We start from the raw sequence: 23,324 nt of genomic DNA, 5'->3' as shown, positions 1-23,324 counted from the left end.
TTAGGCCGCCAGACGCTCCTGCGTCCAGACCCGCGTGAACCGCACCAGCAGGTCTTCGGCCGCCGAGGGGACATCGGACGACGGCTCCAGCGTCACGAACAGATGCCCCGCCGGCCGCGATCCACGCGCTGGCAGGCCCAGGTCCTTCAGCCGCACCCGCACCGGCGCGGCCATGTCGGCGGTGATCCAGGCCGAGCGCGTGCCGACAGGGGTCTCGATCTCCACTCGCCCGCCGTCGGCCATCAGGCGACGCTCGACGGTCCAGGTCATGAACAGGTCGTCGCCGACGACCGACAGCCCGTCCTCGGGCCTGATCAGCACCGACAGGTAGAGGTCGCTCCCGTCCGCCGCCCCGCGTCTCAGCCGCAGATGAGCGCCGCTGCGCAGGCCCCTGGGCACCGTGACCCGCACCGTGCGCGCGCCCAGCCGGACCTCGACCTGACCCCCGGCCAGGGCCTGCATCGGCGACAGCGCCAGAACCGGCGCCGGCGCGGGCCGCGCTGTGGGCGCGGACAGGGCGGGGCGAGGGGGCTGATGCGCCTGGATCAACCGATAGGCCGCGATCACGCGCCGGAACCGCTCGGCGTCGCCGCCCGCCTTATCCGGCCGCGCCGCCTTCACCGCCGTGCGGAACGCGGCCTTCAGCGTCGACGCATCGACATCGCCGCGCACATCCGCTTCCAGGCCCAGGATCGACAAGGCCTCTCGGACGCCGGACACATCTGAAATCGAAACAGGCGCGCTCATGCCGTCACCGTTCGCCCATCAGGGTCAATGGGCGGTTAACCCTGACGGCGACACGCCCGTTTTTGACCTCGATCATTCCCAGCCGCGCCTGCACCGACTACATCACTCACATGACCGCATCCGTGATCCCGCCCAGCCCGTCGCGTGAGGAATACGCCCGCGACTATGCCGCCGCCCTGGCCGCCAATGGCGACGAGACCATCTTCGATCGCCCCGAACCGATCGGCCTGTTCGTCGAATGGCTGGCGGACGCGAGGGCGCACGAGCCGAACGATCCCAACGCCATGACCCTGTCGACCATCGACGCCGACGGCCTGCCCGATGCGCGGATCGTTCTGCTTAAGGACGTCGATGCGCGGGCCTTCACCTTCTATTCGAACAGCGAGAGCGCCAAGGGCGTCGAACTGGCCGGTTGCGCGGCCGCCGCCCTGACCTTCCATTGGAAATCCCTGCGTCGCCAGGTGCGGGTGCGCGGCGCGGTCGAGCCGGTCACGCCGGCCGAGGCCGACGCCTATTTCGCCAGCCGCGCGCGCGAAAGCCGCATCGGCGCCTGGGCCTCGGACCAGTCCCGCCCCCTGTCGGATCGCACCGTGCTGGAAGAGGCCGTGGGCCGCGAAACCGCGCGTTTCGATGGTCAGGAAGTGCCGCGCCCGTCCCACTGGACCGGCTGGCGCGTCGTGCCGCGCTCGGTCGAGTTCTGGCGCGATCGCCCGTTCCGCCTGCACGACCGACTGCGGTTCGACCGCGACGGCGAGGCCTGGCGCTCAGGTCGCCTCTGGCCCTGACCCGCGATCAGTCGCGGAACAGCAGCGACCCGTCGCCGTAGGAATAGAAGCGATAGCCGTCGGCGACCGCATGGGCATAGGCCGCCTTCATCGTCGCCGTGCCCGCAAAGGCGCTGACCAGCATGAACAGCGTCGATTTCGGCAGGTGGAAGTTGGTCATCAGCACATCGACCGCCCGGAACCGATAGCCCGGCGTGATGAAGATGGCCGTGTCGCCGTGGAAGGGTTTGATCTCGCCGTCCTCGGCCGTCGCGCTTTCCAGCAGCCGCAGGCTGGTGGTGCCGACGCAGACGATGCGCCCCCCCTTTGCATGGACCGCATTCAGGGCGGCGGCGGTTTCAGGCGACACCTCGCCCCACTCGCTGTGCATCTTGTGGTCGGCCAGGTCGTCCGCCTTGACCGGCAGGAAAGTGCCGGCCCCGACATGCAGCGTCACCGCATGGGTCGAGACGCCCTTGGCGCGGATGGCGTCCAGCAGGGCAGGGGTGAAATGCAGCCCCGCCGTCGGCGCCGCGACCGATCCGTCATGCTCGGCGAACACGGTCTGATAGTCCGACCGGTCGCGGTCGTCCTCAGGCCGTTTGGCGGCGATATAGGGCGGCAGGGGCATGACGCCGACCTCGCGGATCGCATCGTCCAGCGCCGGCCCCGCCAGGTCGAAGGTCAGGGTGATCAGCCCGTCTTCCCCCTTGGCCGTCACCGTCGCGTCCAGTCGCCCCAGGTCGAAAGCGGCGTCGCTCGCGTTTCCGAACCGGATCCGATCCCCCGGCTTGATCCGCTTGCCCGGCTTCATGAAGGCGGACCAGACATCCGGCGCGTCGCGGTGATGCAGCGTCGCCTCCACCTCGACCGTCAGGGTTTCGCCCTCGGCCCCGATCCGCTGACGCACGCCCGACAGACGGGCGGGAATGACCCGCGTATCGTTGAACACCAGGGCGTCGCCGGGCTGCAGGAAGTCCGGCAGATCGCGAATGATCCGGTCTTCCAGCGCGCCGCCTTTCACCACCAGCAGCCGTGCGGAATCGCGCGGATCGGCCGGTCGCAACGCAATCCGGTCTTCGGGCAGGTCGAAATCGAAATCGGCGGTCTTCATCGCGCGCTCTATAGGGCGCTCCGACGCGCCGCGCCACGTCGCGGCGTGCTGCCAGCGCATCGTCGGCGCGCCGCTGTCTGATTCACAAAGGGTTTTCGCGCCCGAGCGGCGTCTAACCGACCGTGCCCCGGCGACGTGCTAGACTGGTCGGCGATCTTTGACAACGTAAGTTCAGGCCGAAGGGACGGCGAAAATCCGCCCGCGCATCACCCGGATGATGGCGCCGGATTAGACGAATTAGACACTTTAGACGGTGAATTCCCGTCCGCAGCCCAAGGCCCCACCGCCGCGCGATTAGACGAATTAGACTCTTTAGACGGTAAAATTCCCCCGCCGACGTCTGATCTCAGCTGTAGCCCGGCGCGAACGCTCCCGCCCAGCCGCCATAGCGGTTCAGCGACAGGTCGCGGGTCTCGATCTCGGGCGCCTTGCCGTCGACCATGTCGGCCAAAACCCGCGCCGAGCCGCACGCCATAGTCCAGCCCAGTGTGCCGTGGCCGGTGTTCAGATAAAGCCCCGGAACCTTGGTCGCGCCGATCACCGGCGTGCCGTCCGGCGTCATTGGACGCAGGCCCGACCAATAGCTGGCGCCCGCCAGGTCGCCGCCGCCCGGGAACAGGCTGCCGACCGAATGGACCAGGGTCTCGCGACGGACGGCGGGCAGGGTGTTGTTGTATCCCGAAAGCTCGGCCATGCCGCCCACGCGGATGCGTTCGCCCAGGCGCGTGATCGCCACCTTGTAGCTCTCGTCCATGACGGTGGAGACGGGCGCCCGGTCTTCGTTCACGATCTTGGCCGTGATCGAATAGCCCTTCACCGGATAGACTGGCAGATCCAGCCCCAGCGGCTTGGCCATCATCGGCGAATAGGAGCCGAGCGCCAGGATCACCAGATCGGCCGTCATGGCGCCCTTGCTGGTCATGGCGCCGGTCGCGCGACCGTCCGTCATGGTGATCGACTGGATGTCGGTTCCGGTATGGAAGACCACGCCGCGCTCCGCCGCCAGCTTCGCCAGGGCGTTGGTGAACAGGAAGCAGTCGCCGGTCTCGTCATGCGGTAGACGCAGACCTCCTACGAAATCGACGTTGGAGGCGGCCAGGCCCGGCTCGGCCGCGATACAGCCCGCGCGGTCCAGAACCTCGCACGGCACGCCGGCGGCCTTCAGCACATCGACGTCCTTGTGCACGTCGGCCAGCTGCTTTTCGGTGCGGAACAGCTGCAGCGTACCCTGCTGGCGACCGTCGTAAGTGATGCCGGTCTCGCGGCGCAGCAGGTCGATCTGGTCGCGGCTGTATTCGGCCAGACGCACCATCCGGCTCTTGTTCAGCGCATAGCGTTCATGGGTGCAGTTGCGCAGCATGGCGACGGTCCAGCGCACCATGGCCATGTCCAGCCGCGGCCGCACGATCAGCGGCGCGTGGCGCATCAGCAGCCACTTCATCGCCTTGACCGGGATCGACGGCGCAGCCCAGGGCGCGGAATAGCCCGGCGAAATCTGCGCGGCGTTGGCGAAGCTGGTCTCCAGCGCCGGACCGGCCTGGCGATCCACGACCGTGACCTCATGCCCGGCCTGGCTGAGATACCAGGCGGTGGTGACGCCGATGACGCCCGACCCAAGCACCAGAACCCGCATGTGACGTTCCCAAGCCCAATGTTGTTATTCGCCGCAAGCTAGCGCCGCATGGATCGACGATCCTGCCTGTTTGCGCAACGATTGGTCACTGATAAAAGTCTGACGCAATAATCTGCGGCTGAACGGCGGAAACTTGTGTCCCTGCTCGATCCTCTCGACCAACGCCTCCTTCAACGGCTCCGCGCCGACGGGCGTATCAGCAATGCGGACCTGGCCTCCGCCGTCGGTCTGTCGCCCTCCGCCTGCCTGCGGCGCGTGCGCCGGCTGGAAGAGCGCGGGGTGATCCGGGGCTATGCCGCCGTCCTGGCCAACGACAGCGACGACGGCGTCGTCGCCTATGTCGAGATAACGCTGGAGAAGCAGACCGACGACCACATGCGCCGGTTCGAGGCGGCCGTCCGCAACCACCCGGAAATCCGCGACTGCTATCTGATGGCGGGCGAGGCCGACTACATCGTCCGCGCCGTTGCGCCCGACATCGCCGCCTATGAGGTGATCCACAAGGACGTCCTGTCGCGCCTGCCGGGCGTGTCGCGCATCCACTCCAGCCTGGCGATCCGCAACGTCCTGGCGGCGCGCGCCTGAAACGGGTTGAAACGGGCTGAACCTTCCGGCCCGGTCGGGTGTTGTGGCGGCATGAAAGCCCTCGACCTCCTCCCGTCCGCCCTCATCGGCGCTGTCGCCAGCGCCCGTTCCATGACCCCGATGGCGGCCCTCGCCGCCGCCGAACTGGCGCACAAGCCCTTGCCCGGCCGCGTCTTCCTGCTGAACCGGCCGCTGTTCAAGTTCGGCGCCTTGGCCATGGGCGTCGGCGAACTACTGGGCGACAAGATGAAGACCGCGCCCGATCGCACCGTCTTCCTCGGCCTGTTGGCGCGGGTCATGAGCGCAGGCATCGCCGGCGCCGCCCTGGCTCCGCGCGGTCGTGAAAAGCTGGGCGCAGGCCTGGCGGTCGGCACGGCCGTGCCGCTGGCCTATCTGACCCTCTCGGGACGCAAGAAGGCCATGGCCCGCATCGGCCAGACCAAGAGCGGCCTGATCGAGGACGCCCTTATCGTCGGCGCCGGCGCCCTGGTCGTCGGCCTGACCGTCTCGCGGTTCAACCGCCGCTAGCCGCTCGACAGCCGGGCCCCGGCGGCGATAGGTGAGGGACGTTTTCGAAGGACCCCGCCCATGATCACCCGCATCCAGCCCGGCGCCCGCATGAGCGAGGCCGTCGTCCACGGCGACACCATCTATCTGTCGGGCCAGGTCGGCGAAGCCGGCGACGATGTGGCGACGCAGACCCGAACGGCGCTGGCCGAGATCGAGGCCCTGCTGGCCGAGGCCGGCAGCGACAAGTCCAAGATCCTGATGGCCCAGATCTGGCTGGCCGACATCGCCGACTTCGAGGCGATGAACGGCGTCTGGGACGCCTGGGTCGACACCGCCAAGCCGCCGGCCCGCGCCACGGGCGAAAGTCGGCTGGCTTCCCCCGACTACAAGGTCGAGATCATCGTAATCGCCGCCAAAGCCTGATCACGGTTGACCAGGCGGGATGCAGACTGCAAACCGCCGCCATGCTTCAGAACCTCGAAACCCTCGCCCGCGAGGCCAAGTCCTGGCCCTTCGAACAAGCCCGCAACCTGCTGGCCCATGTTCTGAAGAAACGGCTGGATGAGGCTGAGCGAGCCGAAGCGCGCGCCCTGATCGACGCCGGCAAGGCGGATGAAGCCCTGGCGGCCTTTCCCGCCTTGCAGCGCCCAGTGATCCTGGAGACCGGCTATGGCCCGTCGGGCCTGCCGCATATGGGCACCTTCGGCGAGGTCGCCCGCACCACCATGGTGCGCAACGCCTTTCGCGCCCTGACGGGCGACCACTGGCCCACGCGGCTGATCGCCTTCTCCGACGACATGGACGGCCTGCGCAAGGTGCCGGAGGGCGTGCCCAACCCGGAAATGTTGCGCGAGGACCTGCATCTGTCCCTGACGCGGGTGCGCGATCCCTTCGGCACCCACGACAGCTTCGGCGCGCACAACAACGCCCGCCTGCGCGCCTTCCTCGACAGCTTCGGCTTCGACTATGAGTTCATGTCCTCGACTGAGACCTACAAGTCGGGCCGGTTCGACGGGACGCTGCTGACGCTTCTGGAACGGTTCGACGCGGTCCAGGCCATCATGCTGCCGACCCTGGGCGAGGAGCGCCGCGCCACCTATTCGCCCTTCCTGCCCATTAGCCCGATCACGGGCCATGTGCTGCAGGTGCCGACCCTGGCGCGCAACGTCGAGAAGGGCACGATCACCTTCGAAGACCCCGCCGGCGAACCGGGCAACCGAACCGAGGTGCCGGTCACGGGCGGCCATGTGAAGCTGCAATGGAAGCCCGACTGGGCCATGCGCTGGGTCGCGCTGGACATCGACTACGAGATGTCGGGCAAGGACCTGATCGAGAGCGTGCGCGAAAGCTCCAAGGTCTGCCGCGCCCTGGGCGGCACACCGCCTGAGGGTTTCAACTACGAGCTCTTCCTCGACATCGAGGGCAAGAAGATCTCCAAGTCCAAGGGCAACGGCCTGACAATGGACGAGTGGCTGCGCTACGGTACGCCCGAGAGCCTGTCTTGGTACATGTTCCAGTCGCCGAAGTCGGCCAAAAGCCTGCACTTCAACGTCATTCCGCGCGCCATCGACGACTATCTGGCCTTCATCGAAAGCTACAAGACCCAGGAGCCGGCCAAGCGGATCGACAACGCCGTCTGGTCGATCCACGCGGGTGATCCGCCGACCCACACGTCGCCGGTGTCCTTCGCCCTGCTTCTGAACCTGGTCGGCGTGGCCAACGCCTCGACCAAGGATCAGCTGTGGGCCTATTTCGCCAAATACCTGCCTGACGCGACGCCGCGGAACGAGCCGCTGCTGGACCGGCTGATGGACCACGCGCTGAACTACTACGAGGACTTCGTGAAGCCCTCGAAGTCCTATCGCCTGCCGGATGACAAGGAGAAGGCGGCGCTGCTGGACCTGGCCGAACGACTGAAGGCGCTGCCGGCCGACACCACCGACGGCGAACTGATCCAGAACGAGGTCTATGCGGTCGGCAAGGCCCACGCGTTCGAGCCGCTGCGGGCCTGGTTCGGCGCGCTCTACGAGGTGCTGCTTGGCGCCAGCCAAGGCCCGCGCTTCGGTTCGTTCGCCGCCATCTACGGCCTGCCACAGACGATCGCCCTGATAGAAGCGGGCGCAAACGGAGAACTGGCGCAGGCTTAACCTTTTCGCTGAAGGTTCTGTTAGCCAGACCGCGCTATCGACGCCCGCGTCAAAGGAGCCGGGTGTGCGTTATCGAATCGATGAGGAGGCGCAGCTTCTCCATCTCGACCTGAACAGCGGCGTCTCGGCTGAGACAGCATTGGGTGAGGCGCTCGCAATCATCAAGGTTCGCCCTGATCTTTGGAGCTGGGACTGGATCGTCGAGGCTGAGACGACGCCGTGGGATGCGTCATTTGAGCAGATTGCTCGACTGGCCGGCGCACTGGACACGCCACCGCCGGCTGAGGCTTTGACGATGCTCGTCAGTCAGGATGCGTCATTGCATTTGTGGGCACGCGTGATGGATTTTCAGTTTCTGCGTCGACGTCATATCGTGGTCCGATCCATCGAAGAGGCCCTCGTCCAGATTCGCCGGCATCGCCAACAGCCAAGATGAACGGAAAATAACGGCGAAGCTCCGGGAGCCTTCAGGTTGGTCCGTGCATTCTCCCCTCATCGGCAAACGCGCTGACAGGAGAAGAGTTATGTCGAACAAGATTTTCAAAACCGGTCTGGCCACCGCTGCCGCCTTGGCCGCCATGGTGACCGCCGCCCCGATGTCCGCCCAGGCTCAGGCCAATGGCGTGACCAACTGTGACGCCCCTGGCGGTCGCCAACGTGCGGGCGCTCTGATCGGCGCCGTGGTCGGCGGCGTGGTGGGCTCGAACCTCGCCCGCAACGAACGCACGGCCGGCACCATCGTCGGCGCGGGCGCCGGCGCCGCGGCCGGTTCCTATATCGGCTGTAACCAGCAGCGCGCGCGTGCTGCTTCCGCCTCCAGCGGCGCCCAGTATCGCGCTTCGTCGAACCTGCGCATCCGCAGCGGCCCCGGCACCAACTATCGCCAATGACGTGACCCCCTTAAACTCCTCCAGGAATAGCTAGAGTCCGCCCCTCGAAAGGACGGACAGAATGAAGCGATCACGGTTCACGGAAGAGCAGATCATCGGGATCCTGCGCGAGCAGGAGGCCGGCGTTCCGGTGGCGGACCTGTGCAGGAAGCACGGGCTGAGCTCACCGACCTTCTACAAGTGGAAGGCCAAGTATGGCGGCATGGACGTGTCAGAGGCCCGGCGTCTGAAGGCGCTGGAAGAGGAGAACGCCAAGCTGAAGCGGATGCTGGTGGACTCGATGCTGGACAGCGTCGCGCTGAAGGATCTGCTGGGAAAAAAGTGGTGACGCCCGCTGCGCATCGAGAGGCGGCGGCGCACCTGCAGTCGGCCTACGCGATGAGCGAACGGCGGGCCTGCCGGGTGTTGGGCGTGGATCGGACGAGCGTGCGCTATCAGGCGACGCGACCGGACGACGGCGTCCTGCGGGATCGGCTGAAGGCCCTGGCCCAGGAGCGACGGCGGTTCGGCTATCGCCGCCTGCACGTGATGCTTCGGCGCGAGGGGCATGCGGTCAACAAGAAGCGCGTCCAGCGGATCTATCGCGAGGAGAAGCTGACGGTGCGCCGGCGCGGCGGGCGCAAACGCGCCATAGGCACGCGGCGTCCGCTGGAGATTCCCCTGGTCGCGAACCAGCGCTGGTCGCTGGACTTCGTCTCCGACCAGATGACGGACGGGCGGCGCTTCCGCATCCTGACGGTGATCGACAACTGCACGCGCGAGTGCCTCGGGCTCGTCGCCGACACCTCGCTGTCAGGGCGACGGGTGGCGCGCGAGTTGGACGCCATCATCCTGCGGCGGGGACGCCCGGATACGATCATCAGCGACAACGGCACGGAATATACGTCCAACGCCATCCTGGCCTGGGCCGACGACGCCGGCGTGAGCTGGCATTACATCGCGCCGGGCAAGCCTCAGCAGAACGGCTTCAACGAGAGCTTCAATGGTCGGCTGCGCGACGAGCTGCTGAATGAGACGCTGTTCCGATCGCTGCCGCACGCCCGGGCTGTCCTCGAAACCTGGCGGCGCGACTACAACGAAACCCGGCCTCACTCGAAGCTGGGATGGTTGACGCCGAAGGCCTACGCACAGGCGCTCACCGGACAGAGCGGCCGGTCTGCTGCGCTGGTTGATGGCTGCTCAGACCGGCCTATTGCCAACCCCGCCAACCCCAGTTCAGATCAACCAAGGACTCTCGTTATGGCTGGATGAGAAACGGGGGTCACGTCACCAAGCCGGTACGTTGTCGGCCGGCCAGCCCTTCACCGCCATCGGTTCGCAGGGTGAATGGGTTCAGATCGCAGGCGGCGGTTGGGTGAACGCCCACTACGTCACGGCCAACTGATTTCAGTTCGCCATTGTTCGAAAGCCCCGTCCGGTTCGCCGGGCGGGGTTTTTGCTGCGCGTCACTGGCTGACCCAAAGGATGCGGGCGATCCATTCGATCTCACGCCGGGGCACGATCCTTGGCGGATAGTCGGGATTGATCGAGCCCAAGGTGACGGCGCGGCTGGTCAGGCTGGTCACCTCCTTTGCGACGGTTTCTCCGCTGGTCAGGCGGGCGACGACGCGGTCGCCCCGCCGTACCTGCGTCGCTTCTTGATCCACGATGACGCGGTCGCCTTCGCGATAGAGGGGCGACATCGAATCGCCGGTGATCTGAAGGCTGAAGAGCGTGTCCTTGGCGCGCGGCAGATAGGTCTGATCCCAACCTTCGCCGACCGGCAGGCCGGCGTCGTCGAAGAAGCCGTCCTGACCCGCCTTTGCGAGACCCAGCAAGGGCACGCTGGTCGGCGCCTCCGGCGCGTCTTCGGCCAACACAGCAAACTCCGATAGCGACAAGCCCGTCGCCTGAAGCACCAGCGTCATGCTCTCCGTCGAGGGCCAGCGCGGACGCGGCGGATCGCCGGGCCCGAAGCGTTTTGAGGGATTGAAACTCGTCGCATCCAGACCGGCCCGTCGCGCCAAACCCGACGGCGTCAGCCCTTCACGCCGCGCCAAGGTGTCGACGGCCTTCCAGAGTTTGGCGTGGGATAACGGCATGGTTTTCCAGCGAGGATTCGCCACGAGAATACGGCGGTTTGCTAGGAATTTCTACCTAACACCCAACGTGTGCTGTCTGGCGGCTTTTCGGTCTTGCCAAACCCAGAACGTACCTAGGCCGATGCAGAAAATGATGAGGTAACCAACCAAATTCATCACTGTGTAAAGGGAAGCAATCGGCACCGTCTTGTTAGTCAAGATCATCAAATGCCCCATCACTGTGATCAGCTGCAGCCCGGTCACCCACACGGGCCACGATCTGGGGGCGCGCCAAGCCAGTGACGCGAAGACTAGGAGGGAAAAGACATCGACTAAAAACATGCCGATGGGCAGTCCGCGAAAATCATTATGTTCTTGGACAAGTAAGGACGCAAACCACGCTAGGATAAGATATCCAGCGCCAATCTTCTCTCGCGTTCCTCCTTTCAGGAACGCAAACAGGGCCATGCCGATCATAAAAATCGCGCCTGCGATCGCATAACCCACGTTCAGCATGCAAATCGCCCCCGTGCAGTGTGCACGGGGGCGACTATGCCGCATTTCCGCTTGGGCGGGAATGTCGCTCAGTGAAGCTTACTAAGAATTCACCCGACCGAACGAAGATGGCCGCGAGTTTCCTTCGGGTCCAACCAATCGTCGGGCTTGGCGACCGGACCGATGGCGTAGGTACCGAAGCCGAGGCGACGGTGATCTTTTTGCAGTTCGGCGTGGCAGGCCACGATGGATTCACGCGCGGCCGAGAGGGCGGCGATGGTTTCCATGGCCTTGGCTTGCGAAACCGTACCGGCGACCGGCGACAGCGACAGCGCGGCGCGAGCTCCGATGAAGGATTGAACCAGCGTGGTCGCCTGGGTGATCGCGGCGTCGATCGCGAGTTCGGTGGCATGCAGATCGCCAGCAACGCTGGTGACGACTTCAGTGCGGTCCATGGAAAGCCCCTCAAAGACAGGTTTACAAGAAGCTTATGGTTATCACGTCTTAACCCTGTTTGGTAGACTAATCTTTACTATTCCGGCAATCGCGCGTTGAAGCGCCGCCTTAAGAACGGCGTTGAAACCCAATGACAGCGAGAAGTCGGCGCGAATCAGCGCATTACGGCGCGGTGATCAGTCCTGGTTGTCCAGTAGGAAGTGGGCGGTAAGCGACGCAATCGGCTGTTGACGTTCTTCCTGCCAGGCCTCCGCATGAACATGGGCCACACGGCGGCCCGCCCGGCTGATCCGAGCGCGCGCGAAGACGTCGATCGGTCTGCCTGTACGCAGATAGGCGACCGTGACATTGATCGGCCGGGGCAGTCGCGGACCAGGGAAGCTGAGCGCCACCTGAGCCATCGCCGTCATTTCCAGAAGAGCGGCCGTCGATCCGCCGTGTAGGGCGGGCAGCATCGGATTGCCGATCAGCTTGTCGTCGAAGGGCATGACGACAGTGACTTCATCACCGCTGACCAAGGTCTGAAGGCCGAGAAAGCGGGCGTATGGCATGCGGTTCAGGATGTCGGTCATGCCGCCGCTCCTTTTGCATGGGGCGCCCCCTCGCGGGTCTGGTTGAGGATATAGGCGGCCTGGGCCGCGGCGACCGGGTCGGCGGGATCATCTTCGAAGGCCCAGGCGCGCACGAAGGCGATGCTGGGCGTCAGTCGGAAGCATAGCCCCTGTGCCAGCAGATCCTGACGCGGCCTTGCCGCGCGCATGTAGTCGACGCGCAGATCCAGGGTGGCGATGGGCTGAAAGGCGTCCATTGCTGTCCACACGGCCAGCCCGCCGATATGATCCAGCAAGGTCGTCACCAGACCGCCCGCGAAGATTTCGCTCTCGGGGTCGCCGACCAAGTCATCGCGCCACGGCACGCGGATGCGGGGCTCGCCGTCGTGCAAGCCGTCGAAGGTGAAGCCCAGCGCGCCGGTGTGGGCGGCGCCGGCGGCCAGTTGCGGCAGGATGGTGGTCAGAAAACTCTCGTGCATCGTGCGGACTGAACCTGTTGCGCCGATTTTCGGGGTCATCCTCTATGGGGCGGCGACCCGACGGCGTCGAGAGCGTTACCGCAAGATGATCCGCCCCGAAGACCTGCTGCATCCCACGCCCGCCGGGCTCTACTGTCCTCCGGGAGATTTCTATATCGACCCGGTCCGGCCCGTGGATCGTGCGGTCATCACGCACGGCCATGCCGACCATGCGCGCGCCGGTCACGGGGCGGTGCTCGCGACGCGCCAAACCCTGGCGATTATGGCCGAGCGGTATGGCGCGGACTTCACCTTGCAGTGCCAATCGGTGGAATACGGCGAGGCGACCGCGATCAACGGTGTCGATCTCAGATTGGCGCCCGCCGGTCATGTGCTGGGTTCGGCCCAGGTCGAGGTGCGCTGGAAGGGGCTGATCATGGTCGTGTCCGGCGACTACAAGCGTCGCCGCGATCCCACCTGTGCGGCGTTCGAGCCTGTGCCTTGCCACGTCTTCATCTCGGAGGCGACGTTCGGCCTGCCGGTCTTCAGCCATCCGCCGGCGGAAGAAGAGGTTGGGCGGCTGGTGCGGTCGCTGGGACAGTTTCCCGAGCGCGCGCATCTGGTCGGCGCCTATGCGCTGGGCAAGGCGCAGCGGATCATACATCTGCTGCGCGAGGTCGGATGGGACCGCACCATCTATGTTCACGGGGCTTTGGAGCGGCTGAACGCCTTGTACGAGAGGGAAGGGGTCTATCTGGGCCCGCTGGCGCCGACCCGTGATCTGCCCAAGAATGCGCTGGGCGGCGAGGTCGCTATCGCACCGCCATCCGCAATCCAGGATCGATGGGCGCGCCGGTTCGCCGACCCGGTCACCGCCTTTGCTTCAGGCTGGATGGGGGTGAAGGCGCGGGCGCGCCAGCGCGGTGTGGAACTGCCGTTGGTCGTGTCGGACCATGCCGACTGGAACGAACTGACTGCGACCTTCACCGAGATCAAGCCAGAGGAAATCTGGATCACCCACGGCCGCGAAGAGGGTCTGCTGCGTTGGGCCGAGATCAACGGCCAGAAAGCGAGGGCGCTGCGACTGGTCGGCTATGACGAAGAGGACGAAGAGGCGCTGGACGTTCGTCCGGACTGACGATCAAGCGACGGCGCGACCGGACTGGTCCTGCTCTTGTACGCTTTCGTGAGCGGCGGAGATGGCGGCGTTCATCGCCATACGCAGGCGTTCGGGCTTGATGGGCTTTTCAACCACGGCGGCCATGCCGATCGAGAGATAGTGTTTGGCGTCTTCGGGGTCCGCATTCGCGGTCAGGGCCACGATCGGCACGCGGCCGACGGCGCCGGGCAGGGCGCGAATGGCCTGCGTGGCCTGAACCCCGTCCATCCGGGGCATCTTGATGTCCATCAGGACCAGGTCGTAGCGGCTCTCCTGAACGGCCTGAAGCGCCTCAAGGCCGTCTTCGGCCAGTTCGGAGCTGCAGCCGAACATCTCGCACAGCGCCTGTGCGACGACGCGGTTGGTGGCGTTGTCGTCGACGATCAGGATGTGCGGCGCGGATTTCAAATCGAGGCCCGACAGGTCCGACACATTGGACTGCGCCTCCACCTCGACCACCGCGCGTGGCGCCGTAAGATCGAAGGCGAAGGTGGCGCCGCGTCCCTTGTTGTTTTCGGCCCAGATACGGCCGTCCATCCGGTCGATGACCTGACGACAGATCGACAGGCCCAGGCCCGCGCCGTCGGGGCCGGAACCGTGCACGAAGGGCTCGAAAATCGAGTCGACGCGTTCCGGCTCGACGCCCGGGCCGTCGTCGCGAATGCGGGCTTCCATACGAATGCGGTCGCCCTCGACCCAGGCCTTGAGGCCCGCCTCAACCACGCCGTTGCGGGCGAACTTCAGTGCATTGCCGATCAGGTTGTTGAACACCTGCTTCAGGCGCATGCCGTCGATGACGGCCGCCAGTTCGGTGTCGCCTTCATAGCCGACGAGCAGGGTCACGCCGTCCTGAGAGGCGCGCGGCTCCCACATCGACTGGATATCGTCCATGACGGCGCGCAGGGCGGTCGGCTCGGTCTTCAGCTCCAGTTCGCCCGCCTCGGCCTTGGACAGGTCCACCGCGTCCTGGAGGATGCGCAGCAGGGTCTCGGATGAGTCGACGATGGTCTGGACGTGCGCCTGAGCCGCCGTATTCAACGGCTGGCGGCGGAGCAGTTCGGCGACGGCCAGGACGCCGTTCATCGGCGTGCGCAGTTCGTGGCTCATGATGGCCAGGAACTGGCTCTTGGCGCGGGCGGCGGCGATAGCCTGGGCGCGCGTGTCGTTGAGGATCGCAGCCTGTTCAGCCAGTGCCGCGTTCTGCTGGCGCTGACGCGTGTTGACGGCCTGCAACAGCGTGGCGGCTGTGCCGACGCCCCAATAGACGCCGTTCTTCGTGACGATGAAGCCGCGGAGCAGAGCGGCCGGACCACCTTTCAGAATGATATCGCAAAAAGCGTCGATCCGGACGCTGGCTTCCACCACCGCCGGCTCGGGGTCCATGGCGAAGACGATGGGGCGAAGATCGTAAAGGGCGTGGCCGAAGCGGGCAGCGATTTTCTGAAGGAAGGCGGTGCGTTCGACTAGGCCGATGGGACGGTCGCCATCGACGACGGGAATGACCAGCGTATCCGGCTCGCTTTCGAAACGCGCCAGAACCTCGCAGCCGAGGGTCGTCGGCGCCACCGGCTTTGGACGTTCGGAAAGGGTCTCGATGGTCGGCATACTGCCTGGAACTCCTACTCAATGTGAGTAAAAGCCCAAATCGTTTGCGGATTGGTTAAGCCGCGTCATCCAAGACGCAAATCCGCCTTTTTTGCGCACAGGTTGGGTCTGGTGTATGAGCGCCGCCCGACCCATCTGGGTCTCCATCCCTTTGTGCATGCGCGCGGTCGAACGGCCGACCGCAGATTCGTCATGAGCGTCATCCTGGAAAAGACCTCCTCCATCGCTAGCAAGACGGCCTTGGTTCTGTTCTCCGGCGGGCAGGACAGCGCGACCTGCCTGGCCTGGGCGCTGGAGCGGTTCGAGCGTGTGGAGACCGTCGGGTTCGACTATGGCCAGCGCCATCTGGTGGAGATGCAGGCGCGTCAGGCGGTGCGCGACGGAATGAACACGGCCCTGCCGCAGTGGGCCGATCGGCTAGGCGACGACCATGTGGTGGACCTGACCGGATACGGCCGGATCGCCGAGAGCGCACTGACCGCCGACCGCAAGATCGAAATGGACGCACGCGGCCTGCCGACGACCTTCGTGCCGGGTCGCAATCTGATCTTCCTTGTCGCAGCGGCGGCGCTGGCGGATCGGCGCGGTCTGGACGTGCTGGTCGGCGGGATGTGCGAGACGGATTATTCGGGTTATCCGGATTGCCGCCACGAGACGATGGAGGCGATGGCGCGGGCGCTGTCGCTTGGGCTGGACAAGCCGGTCGTCATCGACACGCCCCTGATGTGGTTGACCAAGGCCCAGACCTGGGAACTGGCGGACAGGATCGGCGGCGACAGGCTGATCGAGCTGATCATCGAGGATAGCCATACCTGCTATCAGGGCGACCGGACGCATCGATATGCCTGGGGCTATGGCTGCGGGTCTTGTCCGGCCTGCGACCTGCGCGCGGCCGGTTATGACGAATGGGCATCGGGGCGATGACCTATTCGGCCAAGGAAGTGTTCCTGACGGTTCAGGGCGAGGGCGGACAGGCGGGGCGGCCGGCGGTCTTCCTTCGGTTCGCCGGCTGCAATCTGTGGAGCGGGCGTGAGCAGGATCGGGCCAGCGCAGTCTGCACCTTCTGCGACACCGACTTTGTCGGCGTTGACGGTGATGGGGGCGGCAAGTTCGCGACGGCGGATCTGCTGGCCGATCACGTCGCTGCGATGTGGCGCGGGCGTGAAGGCGATCCGAAACTGGTGGTCTGCACCGGCGGAGAGCCCTTGCTGCAGTTGGATGCGCCGCTGATCGACGCGCTGCATGCGCGCGGTTTCGAGATCGCCATCGAATCGAACGGTACGATCGCGGCGCCGGACGGCGTCGACTGGATCTGCATCAGTCCCAAGGCCGATGCGGATGTGGTGCAGACGCGCGGGGCCGAGCTGAAACTGGTCTTCCCCCAGCCCAAGGCCATGCCGGATCGGTTCGAGCATCTGGATTTCGAACGGTTCTGGCTTCAGCCGATGGACGGGCCGGATCAGGTGGGAAACACCGCCGCCGCCATCGAATACTGCCTGACCCACCCGCAGTGGCGCCTGAGCGTCCAGACCCACAAATACATCGGCGTCCGCTAATGCCCGTCTTCGAAATTACCAAACAGGCGACCTTCGACGCCGCCCATCACTTCCCGAACGAGCCGGAGGGCAGCATCTATCGCCGCGTCCACGGCCATTCCTTCACGGTCGAAGCGACGGTGCGGTCCGAGGTGCTGGATGTCGAACACGGCTGGGTCGCGGATTTGGGCGCGCTTGACCGGGCGCTGAAGGCGGCGGCCGAGACGCTGGATCACGGCATGCTGAACGAGCACGAGGGACTGGAACTGCCCAGTCTTGAAAACCTGTGCCTGTGGTTCGCCAGGACGCTGAAGCCTGAGTGGCCGGGCCTTTGTCGGATTCAGGTGGCGCGGCCGACCATCAACGAGCGGTGCGTTCTAAGCCTCTGACCTAGCAGCGTTTGCCCTGACGCTGGCGTTGTTCGCAGCGGCGTTGTTCACGTTCATAATCGCGCTGCTCACGTTCACGACGCAGTTTGGTTTCCTCGTCGGAGGTGGTGACGGCGTCGAAGCCGGCGCCGACGACCGCGCCAGTGGCTTTCGCCGTACCGCCGACGACCGCAGCGGTCCCGCCGACGACGGCGCCGACAAGGCAGCCCTGCAGCATCAAACAACCGCCCAGCACGACGACGACCTGGGACACGGAAACGAGGCGATTTCGACGACGCATGGGCGACACTCCAGAGATTTGGAATAGTCGTCGATAATGATGAATGAGGGCTGACTTCAGGCCGGACGTTGCGGCAGCAGCTTGCGCCGTTGGCGCGACAGGGCCAGCGGCGTTCCATCAGCGCCCCAGGCGATCGCCTCGTCCACCGTCCAGCCCAGGCCGAGGTCCAGCATTCTGAACTCGAAAAAGGCCCAGCCGTCCGGCGCGGTCTGTGGCGTTGGATCGGTCAGGATGTCGATGCGCAGATCGACCGTGGTCATGGCGGCTGGCGTCTTGGATGCGGTCCAGGCGGGCGGATACAGCGCGTCCAGCAGGTAGCACAGGCCGACCTCACCCAAGGGCCGAGCGTCCACCATCCGCATCCAGGTGCGCTCGATCACCGGCTTGCCCACGTTGCCGCCAAGGATGTTGGGGCCGCCGTCGAAGCGATATTCGACGTGCTGGGCGAAGTGCGGCGACATCGGCCCGCGTATCGTGGCCTTCGGGTCCAGCCTGTCCAGCGGCGGGGGCGGCGCGTGCAACGGCGTCAACGGCGCCGGCACGGCGTCCAACCCATAGGTGCCGGTGGCATGGTGGGTCATGCGCCCGTCCTGCTCGGCCTCGACCGCGGCATACAGCACGTTACGGCCGCCGCGCAGCAGGCGAGGGCGAAAGGCGACCTGTTCACCGAACCTTGCCGCTGACAGATATTGGACCGACAGGGTCCGAAGGGGCGCCTTCAGCGCCAGTCCCTGTCGCATCGACTGCGCGCACAGGGCCGCCAGCAGCCCACCGAATGGAAAGCCCTTCTCCGGCGCCATGCTCGATGGGCCATTCGAGAAATGACCCGGCACGGGCGCGGACAGACCGCCGTCTTCGAGGACCTGGAATGTAAGGGCGGCGTCGAGGGAGATGGGCGGCGTCATTGCGCAATCCTGCGTCAGGCGAAGAAGCGGCGGAAGACCTGATGACGATCTCCCGCCGAAGTCCGAGGAACAAGGCAGCGAACCGGGAGGCTCGCGTCCGTTGCGAAACAAGACTGACTTGGAGCGTTCGGATTTGCAACCCTTGCCAAATGCCTGACGCGGCGTCACTTTCGCGTCTATGGGACGCACCGCCGACTACAGCCGCCAAAGCTGCTCCATCGCCGCCACGCTTGAGGTGATCGGCGATCCCTGGACCCTGCTGGTCATACGCGACGCCTTCAACGGCGTCAGCCGGTTCGAACAGTGGCAAGACAATCTGGGCGTGGCGCGCAACGTCCTGGCCGCCCGGCTCAAAAGCCTGGTTCAGCACGGCGTGCTGGAACCGCGCCTGTATTCCGAACGCCCGCCGCGCAACGAATATGTCCTGACCGCCAAGGGCAAGGATCTGTACGGTGTTTTGGTGACCCTGCACGGATGGGGGAACAAGCACGTCTATGGCGACGCCGACAGCGGCATCGACATGGTCCACAAGACCTGCGGCCATTCCCTGACCCCGCGCATCGCCTGCGGCTGTTGCGGCGAAATCGTCAAACCCAGAGACATCGCCCTGACCCGCGCCGAGAACCGGCCGACGGTCGGCGATGTGATGCCGAAGGAAGCGGCCTAGGCCGTTCCTGCTGACGCTTTCTGGCAGCAGGACTGCTAGGATGGCGGGGTGTCACGCTCCGAACGCCTTCTCGACCTGCTGAATGTGCTGCGGCGGCATCGTCGGCCGGTGAGCGGGCAGGTGTTGGCCGAGGAGATGGGCGTCAGCCTGCGGACGCTTTACCGCGACATCGCCAGCCTGCAGGCGCAAGGGGCGACGATCGAAGGGGAGGCGGGGGTCGGCTATGTTCTGAAGCCGGGCTTCATGCTGCCGCCGCTGATGTTCACGCCGGAAGAGATCGAGGCCCTGGTGCTGGGGTCGCGTTGGGTGGCGGACCGCGCCGATCCGCGCATGCGCGATGCGGCGTTGGCGGCGCTGGGAAGGATTTCGGCGGTGTTGCCGCCAGATCTGCGCGACGAGATGGACACGTCGGCCCTGCTTGTCGTGCCGGGCGAGCCGTTCCCGGCGGATCGGGTTGATCCGGCCTTGCTCAGGAAAGCGATCCGCACCGAGCGGCGCCTGAAGCTGTGTTATCGCGACGAGGCGGGGTCGGCGTCGGAGCGTGTCGTCTGGCCGTTCGCCCTGGCCTTCTTCGACCGGGTGCGATTGCTGATCGCGTGGTGCGAACTGCGCGGTGATTTCCGCAGTTTCCGCACCGACCGCATCGTCGAGGCGGAGGTGATGGAGGCGCGGTATCCGACGCGTCGACAGGCGCTGATGAAGACCTGGCGAGAGGCGCATGAAAGATTGCGGTCAGGCGACTGCTGCTGACGGAAACTGGCAGCAGCGAAGGCTAGGGTTCGGCGTGTTGGGAACACAAGGGGCCGGGCTGATGAGTGAGATCGAGGATATTTTTCTGGACGTTGCGGACCCGGAGGTCAGCGCGCGCTTCTATGCCAGTCTGCTGGGTTGTCGGCCGGTGATGGCGGGACCGGACCGGGCCTTGTTCAAGCTGACGTCGGGCCGGGCGCTGGGGCTGCTGCGGCGTGCCGGGGATCGGCGCGAGGTGTGCGAGGTGGACTTTCCGCTGGAGGGCGCCGCAGCGGTGGATCAGGCGCATATCGACTGGTGGGATCGCGGGGCGCGCATTCTGACGCCGCCGACGGACGCCGCACCGGTCCGCAGCTTCGTGGCGGGCGATCCGGACGGCCATCGGCTGAGAGTCTACGCCGTTATGGCGTGAGCGCGATCAGACCTCGGCTTCGAGCCGGTATCCGACCCCGCGCACATTGGTCAGCAGACCGGCGGCGTCGGCGGCGTCCAGCTTGCGGCGCAGGTGGCTGACGTGGCTGTCGATCGTGCGTTCCAGCACCGCCTGGTTGGGGAAGCAGGCCTGCATGATCTCGCTGCGGCTGAAGACGCGCAGGGGCGTGCGGGCCATGTGGGCCAGAATGCGGAACTCCGTCAGGGTCAGGTCCAGCCGGCGCTTGCCCGACGGCGTCAGGATCGCCGCCAGATAGTTTTCCAACTGCACCTCCAGCGGACCGACGCGAAGGGTCTTGGCGGCCCGGCCGCCGCCGCCGCTGCGTCGCAGGATGGTCTGGATCGAGGCCGTGACCTGGGCCGGCTTGAACGGCTTGGCGATATAGTCGTCCGCCCCGATCCGCAGCGCCTGCAGCTTGTCTGTGGCCTCGTCCCGGTCTCCGACCATGATGACGGGCGTCTCGCCGCGCCGCCGCAGTTCGCCCAGCACATCCCAGCCGTCGCGCACAGGCAGGCGGACGCTGAGCAGGGCGAGATCGGGTTTGAGCGACGCATGCAGGTCGGCCGCCTGCTGGCCGTCGGCGGCGACGACGGTGCGAAAGCCGTCCCGACGCAGGGCGGCGTCCAGGATTTCGACGCCCTCGGCGGCGTCATCGGCGATCAGGATCAGGCTGCTCATGGCGTCTCCGAACGCCGCCATCGCGCCAGATCGTCGCGTCGTCCAGCAAAACCGGACGGCTGCGGTGAAGTTTCATATCGCCGTCGCAAAGCCTTCACGCAGACGAAGAAAAACCCCCTCCCGCCAAGGCGGAAGGGGGCCAGTCGGTCGTTCGGAAGGAACGCTTAGTAGGAGGCGCGCAGTTCGATGCCGAAGGTGCGCGGATTGTTGAAGTTGCCGTAGTCGCCCAGGGTGTTCCGGTTCGACGGATCGCGGCGGTAGACGTAGGTCTCGTCCAGCAGGTTGCGCGACCACAGGGCCACTTCCAGCAGCGGACCGCCGTCGCGGGTCGTGATGTCGGCGATGGCGACGCGGGCGTTCACGACGAAGGACGAGTCGGCCTTGATGGCGAACTGCTCGAAGCTGTGGGCCGCATCGGCGTAGTTGGCGTCGATGTGCGCCTTCAGGGTCGCGCCCATGAAGGGCGAGTTCCAGTCGGCGGCGACGCTGCCGGCGTTCTCAGGCGTGTAGGCGATGAAGACCTGCTGAACCTGGCCGTTGAACGGGTTGACGGTGTCCGGCACCTTGGCGTCCGTATAGGCGTAGGAGGCCGACAGGGTCAGGTTGTCGGTCGCCCGAAACTGCCCTTCCAGCTCGACGCCGCGGATTTTCGTGGTGCCCGGAGCGTTGATCGTTTCCAGCGTGTTGCGGGTCGAGGCGCCCTGGACGGTGACCAGGCTGAAGTCGATCTGGCTGTCGGTGCGGTCCATGGCGTAGACGGCGGCGTTCAGGCGGACGCGACGGTCGAACAGATCGCTCTTCAGACCGATTTCGTAGGCCTTGACCTCTTCGGGATCGAACGAGCGGTAGGTCAGCGATCGCGAGGAGGCACCGCCGGCGCGGTAGCCGGTCGAGTACTTGCCGTAGACGTTGATGTTGTTGCTGACGTCATAGGCCAGAGTGACCAGCGGGTCGAAGCGATCGACCTTGGAGTTGAAGGTCAGGTTGGTCGCGGCGTTGTTGACGACCTCCAGCTTTCCGTCCTTGTCGTCCCAGGTGTAGCGGCCGCCGACCGTCAGGTGCAGGGCGTCCATGCTGGCCGGGGTCCAGGTGGCCTGTCCGTAGATGGCCTTGGATTCCGAATGGGCGGTGGACTTGCGGTCCAGCGAGCGGAAGCCGCGGATCGTCGGGGTGGGGTCCAGGATGGTGTAGCCCGTGCCGTCGGCGTTCCACTGGTTCGTCGAGGGCGTGGCGGCGTCGTCGGACACCGTTTCCTTGAAGTAGAAGACGCCGCCGACGTAGTCGATGCTGTCGCCCAGCGAACCGACGGCCTGCAGTTCCTGGCTGAACTGATGCTGCCAGAAGCCGGCCAGCGAATAGCGGCTGAAGCGGCCGTTCGGGCCGACGACCGGCGGACGGTGCGCGCCGGCGATGTTGTCGTACTGTTCGACGTCCAGATCGCGGTAGGCCGTGATCGAGCGGATTTCCAGCGAGTCGGTCGGGCGATACGCCAGGTGCAGATCCATGCCGCGCGTGTCGTCGACGCTGAACTGCTGAGGCACGCCGATGTCGGCCTGCGTCATGCGGTTGGAGCCTTCGACCTGAACCAAAGGCGACAGGGCGCGGATGCTGCCCGAGGGAACCGTAGCCGAGGTGAACGGCACGACGGTCAGGCCGTTCGGGTTGAAGTTCAGCAGCTGGCTGTAGAACGGAGTGTTCTTGTCCTTGCTGATGTCCGCCGCCAGGGTGGCGGTGAAGTTTTCGGCCGGCGTCCAGCGCGTCTGGAAGCGAAGGCCGCGACGGTCATATTCGCCAAAGCCTGTCTGTCCCGGCAGGATGTTCTCGGTCACCGGACCCTGGACCGAAATGATGCCGTCGACCTTGAAGGCGAAGTCGCCGAGAGCGGGGAAGTCGACGTGCAGCTCGGAGTTGTAGGACTCCAGATTGCCGACGCCGGCGATGGCGCGCATGCCGAACACGCCCGTGGGCTTCTTGGTCACCAGCGACAGGGCGCCGCCTTCGGTGTTGCGGCCGAACAGGGTGCCTTGCGGACCCTTCAGGACTTCGACACGCTCAATGTCGAGCAGGGCGGCGGCCAGGCCGTGTTGGCGGGCCAGATAGACGCCGTCGACATAGACGCCGACGCCCTGTTCACGCGCCGGCTGGTTGGCGTCGTTCGGCACGATGCCGCGGATGCCGATGGTCAGGGCGGACTGACGGGCCTCGAAGGTCGCGATGCGCAGGCTGGGGACGCTGCCGTCGGCCAGATCCATCAGGCTCTGCACATGGCGATCGGCCAGGGCTTCGGCGTTGACGACCGAGATCGAGATCGGCGTGTCCTGGAGGTTGGTTTCACGCTTCGTCGCAGTCACGACGATGTCGTCAAGACCGGCCGGCTCGGCGCTGGCGGCTGTCGGCGCGGTCTGGACCGGAGCGGTTTGGGCGAAGGCGGAAACGGGCGCGGCGAGAAGGGCGGTCCCCAGCAGTAGCTGAAGGCGCAGTTTGGTCTGACGATGCATTTTTATCCCCTGCTT

The 23,324-nt window shown here is 65.8% G+C and carries 29 protein-coding genes; 16 read left to right on the top strand and 13 right to left on the bottom strand.

Annotated features, from left to right (window positions below; genetic code table 11):
- A complete protein-coding gene (locus LG306_RS14130) occupies positions 1 to 747 on the bottom strand; it encodes a DnaJ C-terminal domain-containing protein (protein ID WP_404415728.1) in 747 nt (248 codons plus the stop codon).
- Between the two features lie 110 nt (positions 748 to 857).
- Between LG306_RS14130 and pdxH the strand changes: the two genes are divergently transcribed.
- A complete protein-coding gene (gene pdxH, locus LG306_RS14125) occupies positions 858 to 1,532 on the top strand; it encodes a pyridoxamine 5'-phosphate oxidase (protein ID WP_404419742.1) in 675 nt (224 codons plus the stop codon).
- A gap of 7 nt (positions 1,533 to 1,539) precedes the next feature.
- On the opposite strand, the gene queA is transcribed toward pdxH, so the two are convergent.
- A complete protein-coding gene (gene queA, locus LG306_RS14120) occupies positions 1,540 to 2,625 on the bottom strand; it encodes a tRNA preQ1(34) S-adenosylmethionine ribosyltransferase-isomerase QueA (protein ID WP_404415725.1) in 1,086 nt (361 codons plus the stop codon).
- A gap of 346 nt (positions 2,626 to 2,971) precedes the next feature.
- Positions 2,972 to 4,258 carry a D-amino acid dehydrogenase gene (locus tag LG306_RS14115; protein WP_404415723.1) on the bottom strand — a complete coding sequence of 429 codons (1,287 nt, stop codon included), beginning with the start codon at positions 4,256 to 4,258 and terminating at the stop codon, positions 2,972 to 2,974.
- Positions 4,259 to 4,393: 135 nt separating this feature from the next.
- On the opposite strand from LG306_RS14115, the gene LG306_RS14110 reads away from it, so the two are divergent.
- The 8 genes from LG306_RS14110 (at position 4,394) to LG306_RS14075 (ending at position 9,774) form a co-directional block, all read left to right on the top strand.
- On the top strand, positions 4,394 to 4,843 hold the full coding sequence (locus LG306_RS14110; RefSeq protein WP_017504569.1) for an Lrp/AsnC family transcriptional regulator: 450 nt from the start codon (positions 4,394 to 4,396) through the stop codon (positions 4,841 to 4,843).
- A 51-nt stretch (positions 4,844 to 4,894) separates the two neighbouring features.
- Entirely contained in the window at positions 4,895 to 5,371 is a 477-nt protein-coding gene (locus LG306_RS14105) for a hypothetical protein (protein WP_404415721.1), read from the top strand.
- A 60-nt stretch (positions 5,372 to 5,431) separates the two neighbouring features.
- Complete coding sequence (locus tag LG306_RS14100) at positions 5,432 to 5,776, top strand: RidA family protein (protein WP_404415718.1); 345 nt, start codon at positions 5,432 to 5,434, stop codon at positions 5,774 to 5,776.
- A 41-nt stretch (positions 5,777 to 5,817) separates the two neighbouring features.
- Positions 5,818 to 7,500, top strand: coding sequence for a lysine--tRNA ligase (locus tag LG306_RS14095; protein WP_404415715.1), 1,683 nt, complete (start codon positions 5,818 to 5,820; stop codon positions 7,498 to 7,500).
- Positions 7,501 to 7,564: 64 nt separating this feature from the next.
- Positions 7,565 to 7,936 (top strand): hypothetical protein, encoded by a 372-nt coding sequence (locus tag LG306_RS14090; protein ID WP_404415712.1) that lies wholly within the window; start codon positions 7,565 to 7,567, stop codon positions 7,934 to 7,936.
- Between the two features lie 88 nt (positions 7,937 to 8,024).
- Positions 8,025 to 8,390, top strand: a complete 366-nt coding sequence (locus LG306_RS14085; RefSeq protein WP_404415709.1) for a glycine zipper 2TM domain-containing protein — start codon at positions 8,025 to 8,027, stop codon at positions 8,388 to 8,390.
- A gap of 61 nt (positions 8,391 to 8,451) precedes the next feature.
- Positions 8,452 to 9,641 (top strand): IS3 family transposase gene (locus LG306_RS14080; protein ID WP_404413560.1). Its coding sequence is split into 2 segments (ribosomal slippage): positions 8,452 to 8,704 and positions 8,704 to 9,641, totalling 1,191 coding nucleotides; the frame shifts between segments, so codons are not numbered across the junction.
- Positions 9,642 to 9,672: 31 nt separating this feature from the next.
- Positions 9,673 to 9,774 carry a hypothetical protein gene (locus tag LG306_RS14075; RefSeq protein WP_404415707.1) on the top strand — a complete coding sequence of 34 codons (102 nt, stop codon included), beginning with the start codon at positions 9,673 to 9,675 and terminating at the stop codon, positions 9,772 to 9,774.
- 61 nt (positions 9,775 to 9,835) lie between these two features.
- Here the strand turns inward: LG306_RS14075 and LG306_RS14070 are convergent, their stop codons facing one another.
- From LG306_RS14070 to LG306_RS14050, 5 genes are all read right to left on the bottom strand, one after another.
- On the bottom strand, positions 9,836 to 10,471 hold the full coding sequence (locus LG306_RS14070; protein ID WP_404415704.1) for a helix-turn-helix transcriptional regulator: 636 nt from the start codon (positions 10,469 to 10,471) through the stop codon (positions 9,836 to 9,838).
- Between the two features lie 51 nt (positions 10,472 to 10,522).
- On the bottom strand, positions 10,523 to 10,966 hold the full coding sequence (locus LG306_RS14065; RefSeq protein ID WP_017504576.1) for a hypothetical protein: 444 nt from the start codon (positions 10,964 to 10,966) through the stop codon (positions 10,523 to 10,525).
- An 89-nt stretch (positions 10,967 to 11,055) separates the two neighbouring features.
- Complete coding sequence (locus LG306_RS14060; protein WP_404415701.1) at positions 11,056 to 11,400, bottom strand: hypothetical protein; 345 nt, start codon at positions 11,398 to 11,400, stop codon at positions 11,056 to 11,058.
- A gap of 177 nt (positions 11,401 to 11,577) precedes the next feature.
- Positions 11,578 to 11,973, bottom strand: coding sequence for a PaaI family thioesterase (locus tag LG306_RS14055; RefSeq protein ID WP_039246414.1), 396 nt, complete (start codon positions 11,971 to 11,973; stop codon positions 11,578 to 11,580).
- Positions 11,970 to 12,431 carry a PaaI family thioesterase gene (locus tag LG306_RS14050; protein WP_404415698.1) on the bottom strand — a complete coding sequence of 154 codons (462 nt, stop codon included), beginning with the start codon at positions 12,429 to 12,431 and terminating at the stop codon, positions 11,970 to 11,972. Before LG306_RS14050 ends, LG306_RS14055 begins: the two co-directional genes overlap by 4 nt.
- An 85-nt stretch (positions 12,432 to 12,516) precedes the next feature.
- Here LG306_RS14050 and LG306_RS14045 point away from each other — a divergent pair, with 85 nt between their 5' ends.
- A complete protein-coding gene (locus LG306_RS14045; protein ID WP_404419741.1) occupies positions 12,517 to 13,548 on the top strand; it encodes a ligase-associated DNA damage response exonuclease in 1,032 nt (343 codons plus the stop codon).
- 3 nt (positions 13,549 to 13,551) lie between these two features.
- On the opposite strand, the gene LG306_RS14040 is transcribed toward LG306_RS14045, so the two are convergent.
- Positions 13,552 to 15,174, bottom strand: coding sequence for a response regulator (locus LG306_RS14040; RefSeq protein ID WP_404415695.1), 1,623 nt, complete (start codon positions 15,172 to 15,174; stop codon positions 13,552 to 13,554).
- A 192-nt stretch (positions 15,175 to 15,366) separates the two neighbouring features.
- Here LG306_RS14040 and queC point away from each other — a divergent pair, with 192 nt between their 5' ends.
- From queC to LG306_RS14025, 3 genes are read left to right on the top strand one after another with little or no spacing between them, the layout of a single operon-like run.
- Entirely contained in the window at positions 15,367 to 16,098 is a 732-nt protein-coding gene (queC, locus tag LG306_RS14035) for a 7-cyano-7-deazaguanine synthase QueC (protein ID WP_404415692.1), read from the top strand.
- Positions 16,095 to 16,730, top strand: a complete 636-nt coding sequence (gene queE / locus LG306_RS14030) for a 7-carboxy-7-deazaguanine synthase (protein ID WP_404419739.1) — start codon at positions 16,095 to 16,097, stop codon at positions 16,728 to 16,730. Before queC ends, queE begins: the two co-directional genes overlap by 4 nt.
- Entirely contained in the window at positions 16,730 to 17,098 is a 369-nt protein-coding gene (locus LG306_RS14025; RefSeq protein ID WP_295187059.1) for a 6-carboxytetrahydropterin synthase, read from the top strand. The genes queE and LG306_RS14025 overlap by 1 nt, the downstream gene beginning before the upstream one ends.
- 1 nt (position 17,099) lies before the next feature.
- Here the strand turns inward: LG306_RS14025 and LG306_RS14020 are convergent, their stop codons facing one another.
- A complete protein-coding gene (locus tag LG306_RS14020) occupies positions 17,100 to 17,378 on the bottom strand; it encodes a hypothetical protein (RefSeq protein ID WP_017504585.1) in 279 nt (92 codons plus the stop codon).
- 56 nt (positions 17,379 to 17,434) lie between these two features.
- Positions 17,435 to 18,283: a thioesterase family protein gene (locus LG306_RS14015; protein ID WP_404415688.1), complete on the bottom strand. Its 849-nt coding sequence runs from the start codon at positions 18,281 to 18,283 to the stop codon at positions 17,435 to 17,437.
- A 178-nt stretch (positions 18,284 to 18,461) separates the two neighbouring features.
- Between LG306_RS14015 and LG306_RS14010 the strand changes: the two genes are divergently transcribed.
- From LG306_RS14010 to LG306_RS14000, 3 genes are all read left to right on the top strand, one after another.
- Positions 18,462 to 18,950 carry a helix-turn-helix domain-containing protein gene (locus tag LG306_RS14010; RefSeq protein ID WP_017504587.1) on the top strand — a complete coding sequence of 163 codons (489 nt, stop codon included), beginning with the start codon at positions 18,462 to 18,464 and terminating at the stop codon, positions 18,948 to 18,950.
- Between the two features lie 48 nt (positions 18,951 to 18,998).
- On the top strand, positions 18,999 to 19,700 hold the full coding sequence (locus tag LG306_RS14005) for a helix-turn-helix transcriptional regulator (protein WP_404415684.1): 702 nt from the start codon (positions 18,999 to 19,001) through the stop codon (positions 19,698 to 19,700).
- Positions 19,701 to 19,761: 61 nt separating this feature from the next.
- Complete coding sequence (locus LG306_RS14000; protein WP_404415682.1) at positions 19,762 to 20,112, top strand: VOC family protein; 351 nt, start codon at positions 19,762 to 19,764, stop codon at positions 20,110 to 20,112.
- 6 nt (positions 20,113 to 20,118) lie between these two features.
- Here LG306_RS14000 and LG306_RS13995 read toward each other — a convergent pair whose 3' ends face one another.
- A complete protein-coding gene (locus tag LG306_RS13995; protein ID WP_404415679.1) occupies positions 20,119 to 20,811 on the bottom strand; it encodes a response regulator in 693 nt (230 codons plus the stop codon).
- A gap of 164 nt (positions 20,812 to 20,975) precedes the next feature.
- A complete protein-coding gene (locus tag LG306_RS13990; RefSeq protein ID WP_404415676.1) occupies positions 20,976 to 23,309 on the bottom strand; it encodes a TonB-dependent receptor in 2,334 nt (777 codons plus the stop codon).
- Positions 23,310 to 23,324 lie beyond the last annotated feature (15 nt).

This window comes from Brevundimonas vesicularis, assembly GCF_044807075.1.
In the GTDB taxonomy this organism is placed as follows: Bacteria; Pseudomonadota; Alphaproteobacteria; order Caulobacterales; family Caulobacteraceae; genus Brevundimonas; species Brevundimonas vesicularis_G.
The sequence above is the reverse complement of the archived record's forward strand: the minus strand, read 5'-3'. Positions and strand labels throughout refer to the sequence as shown.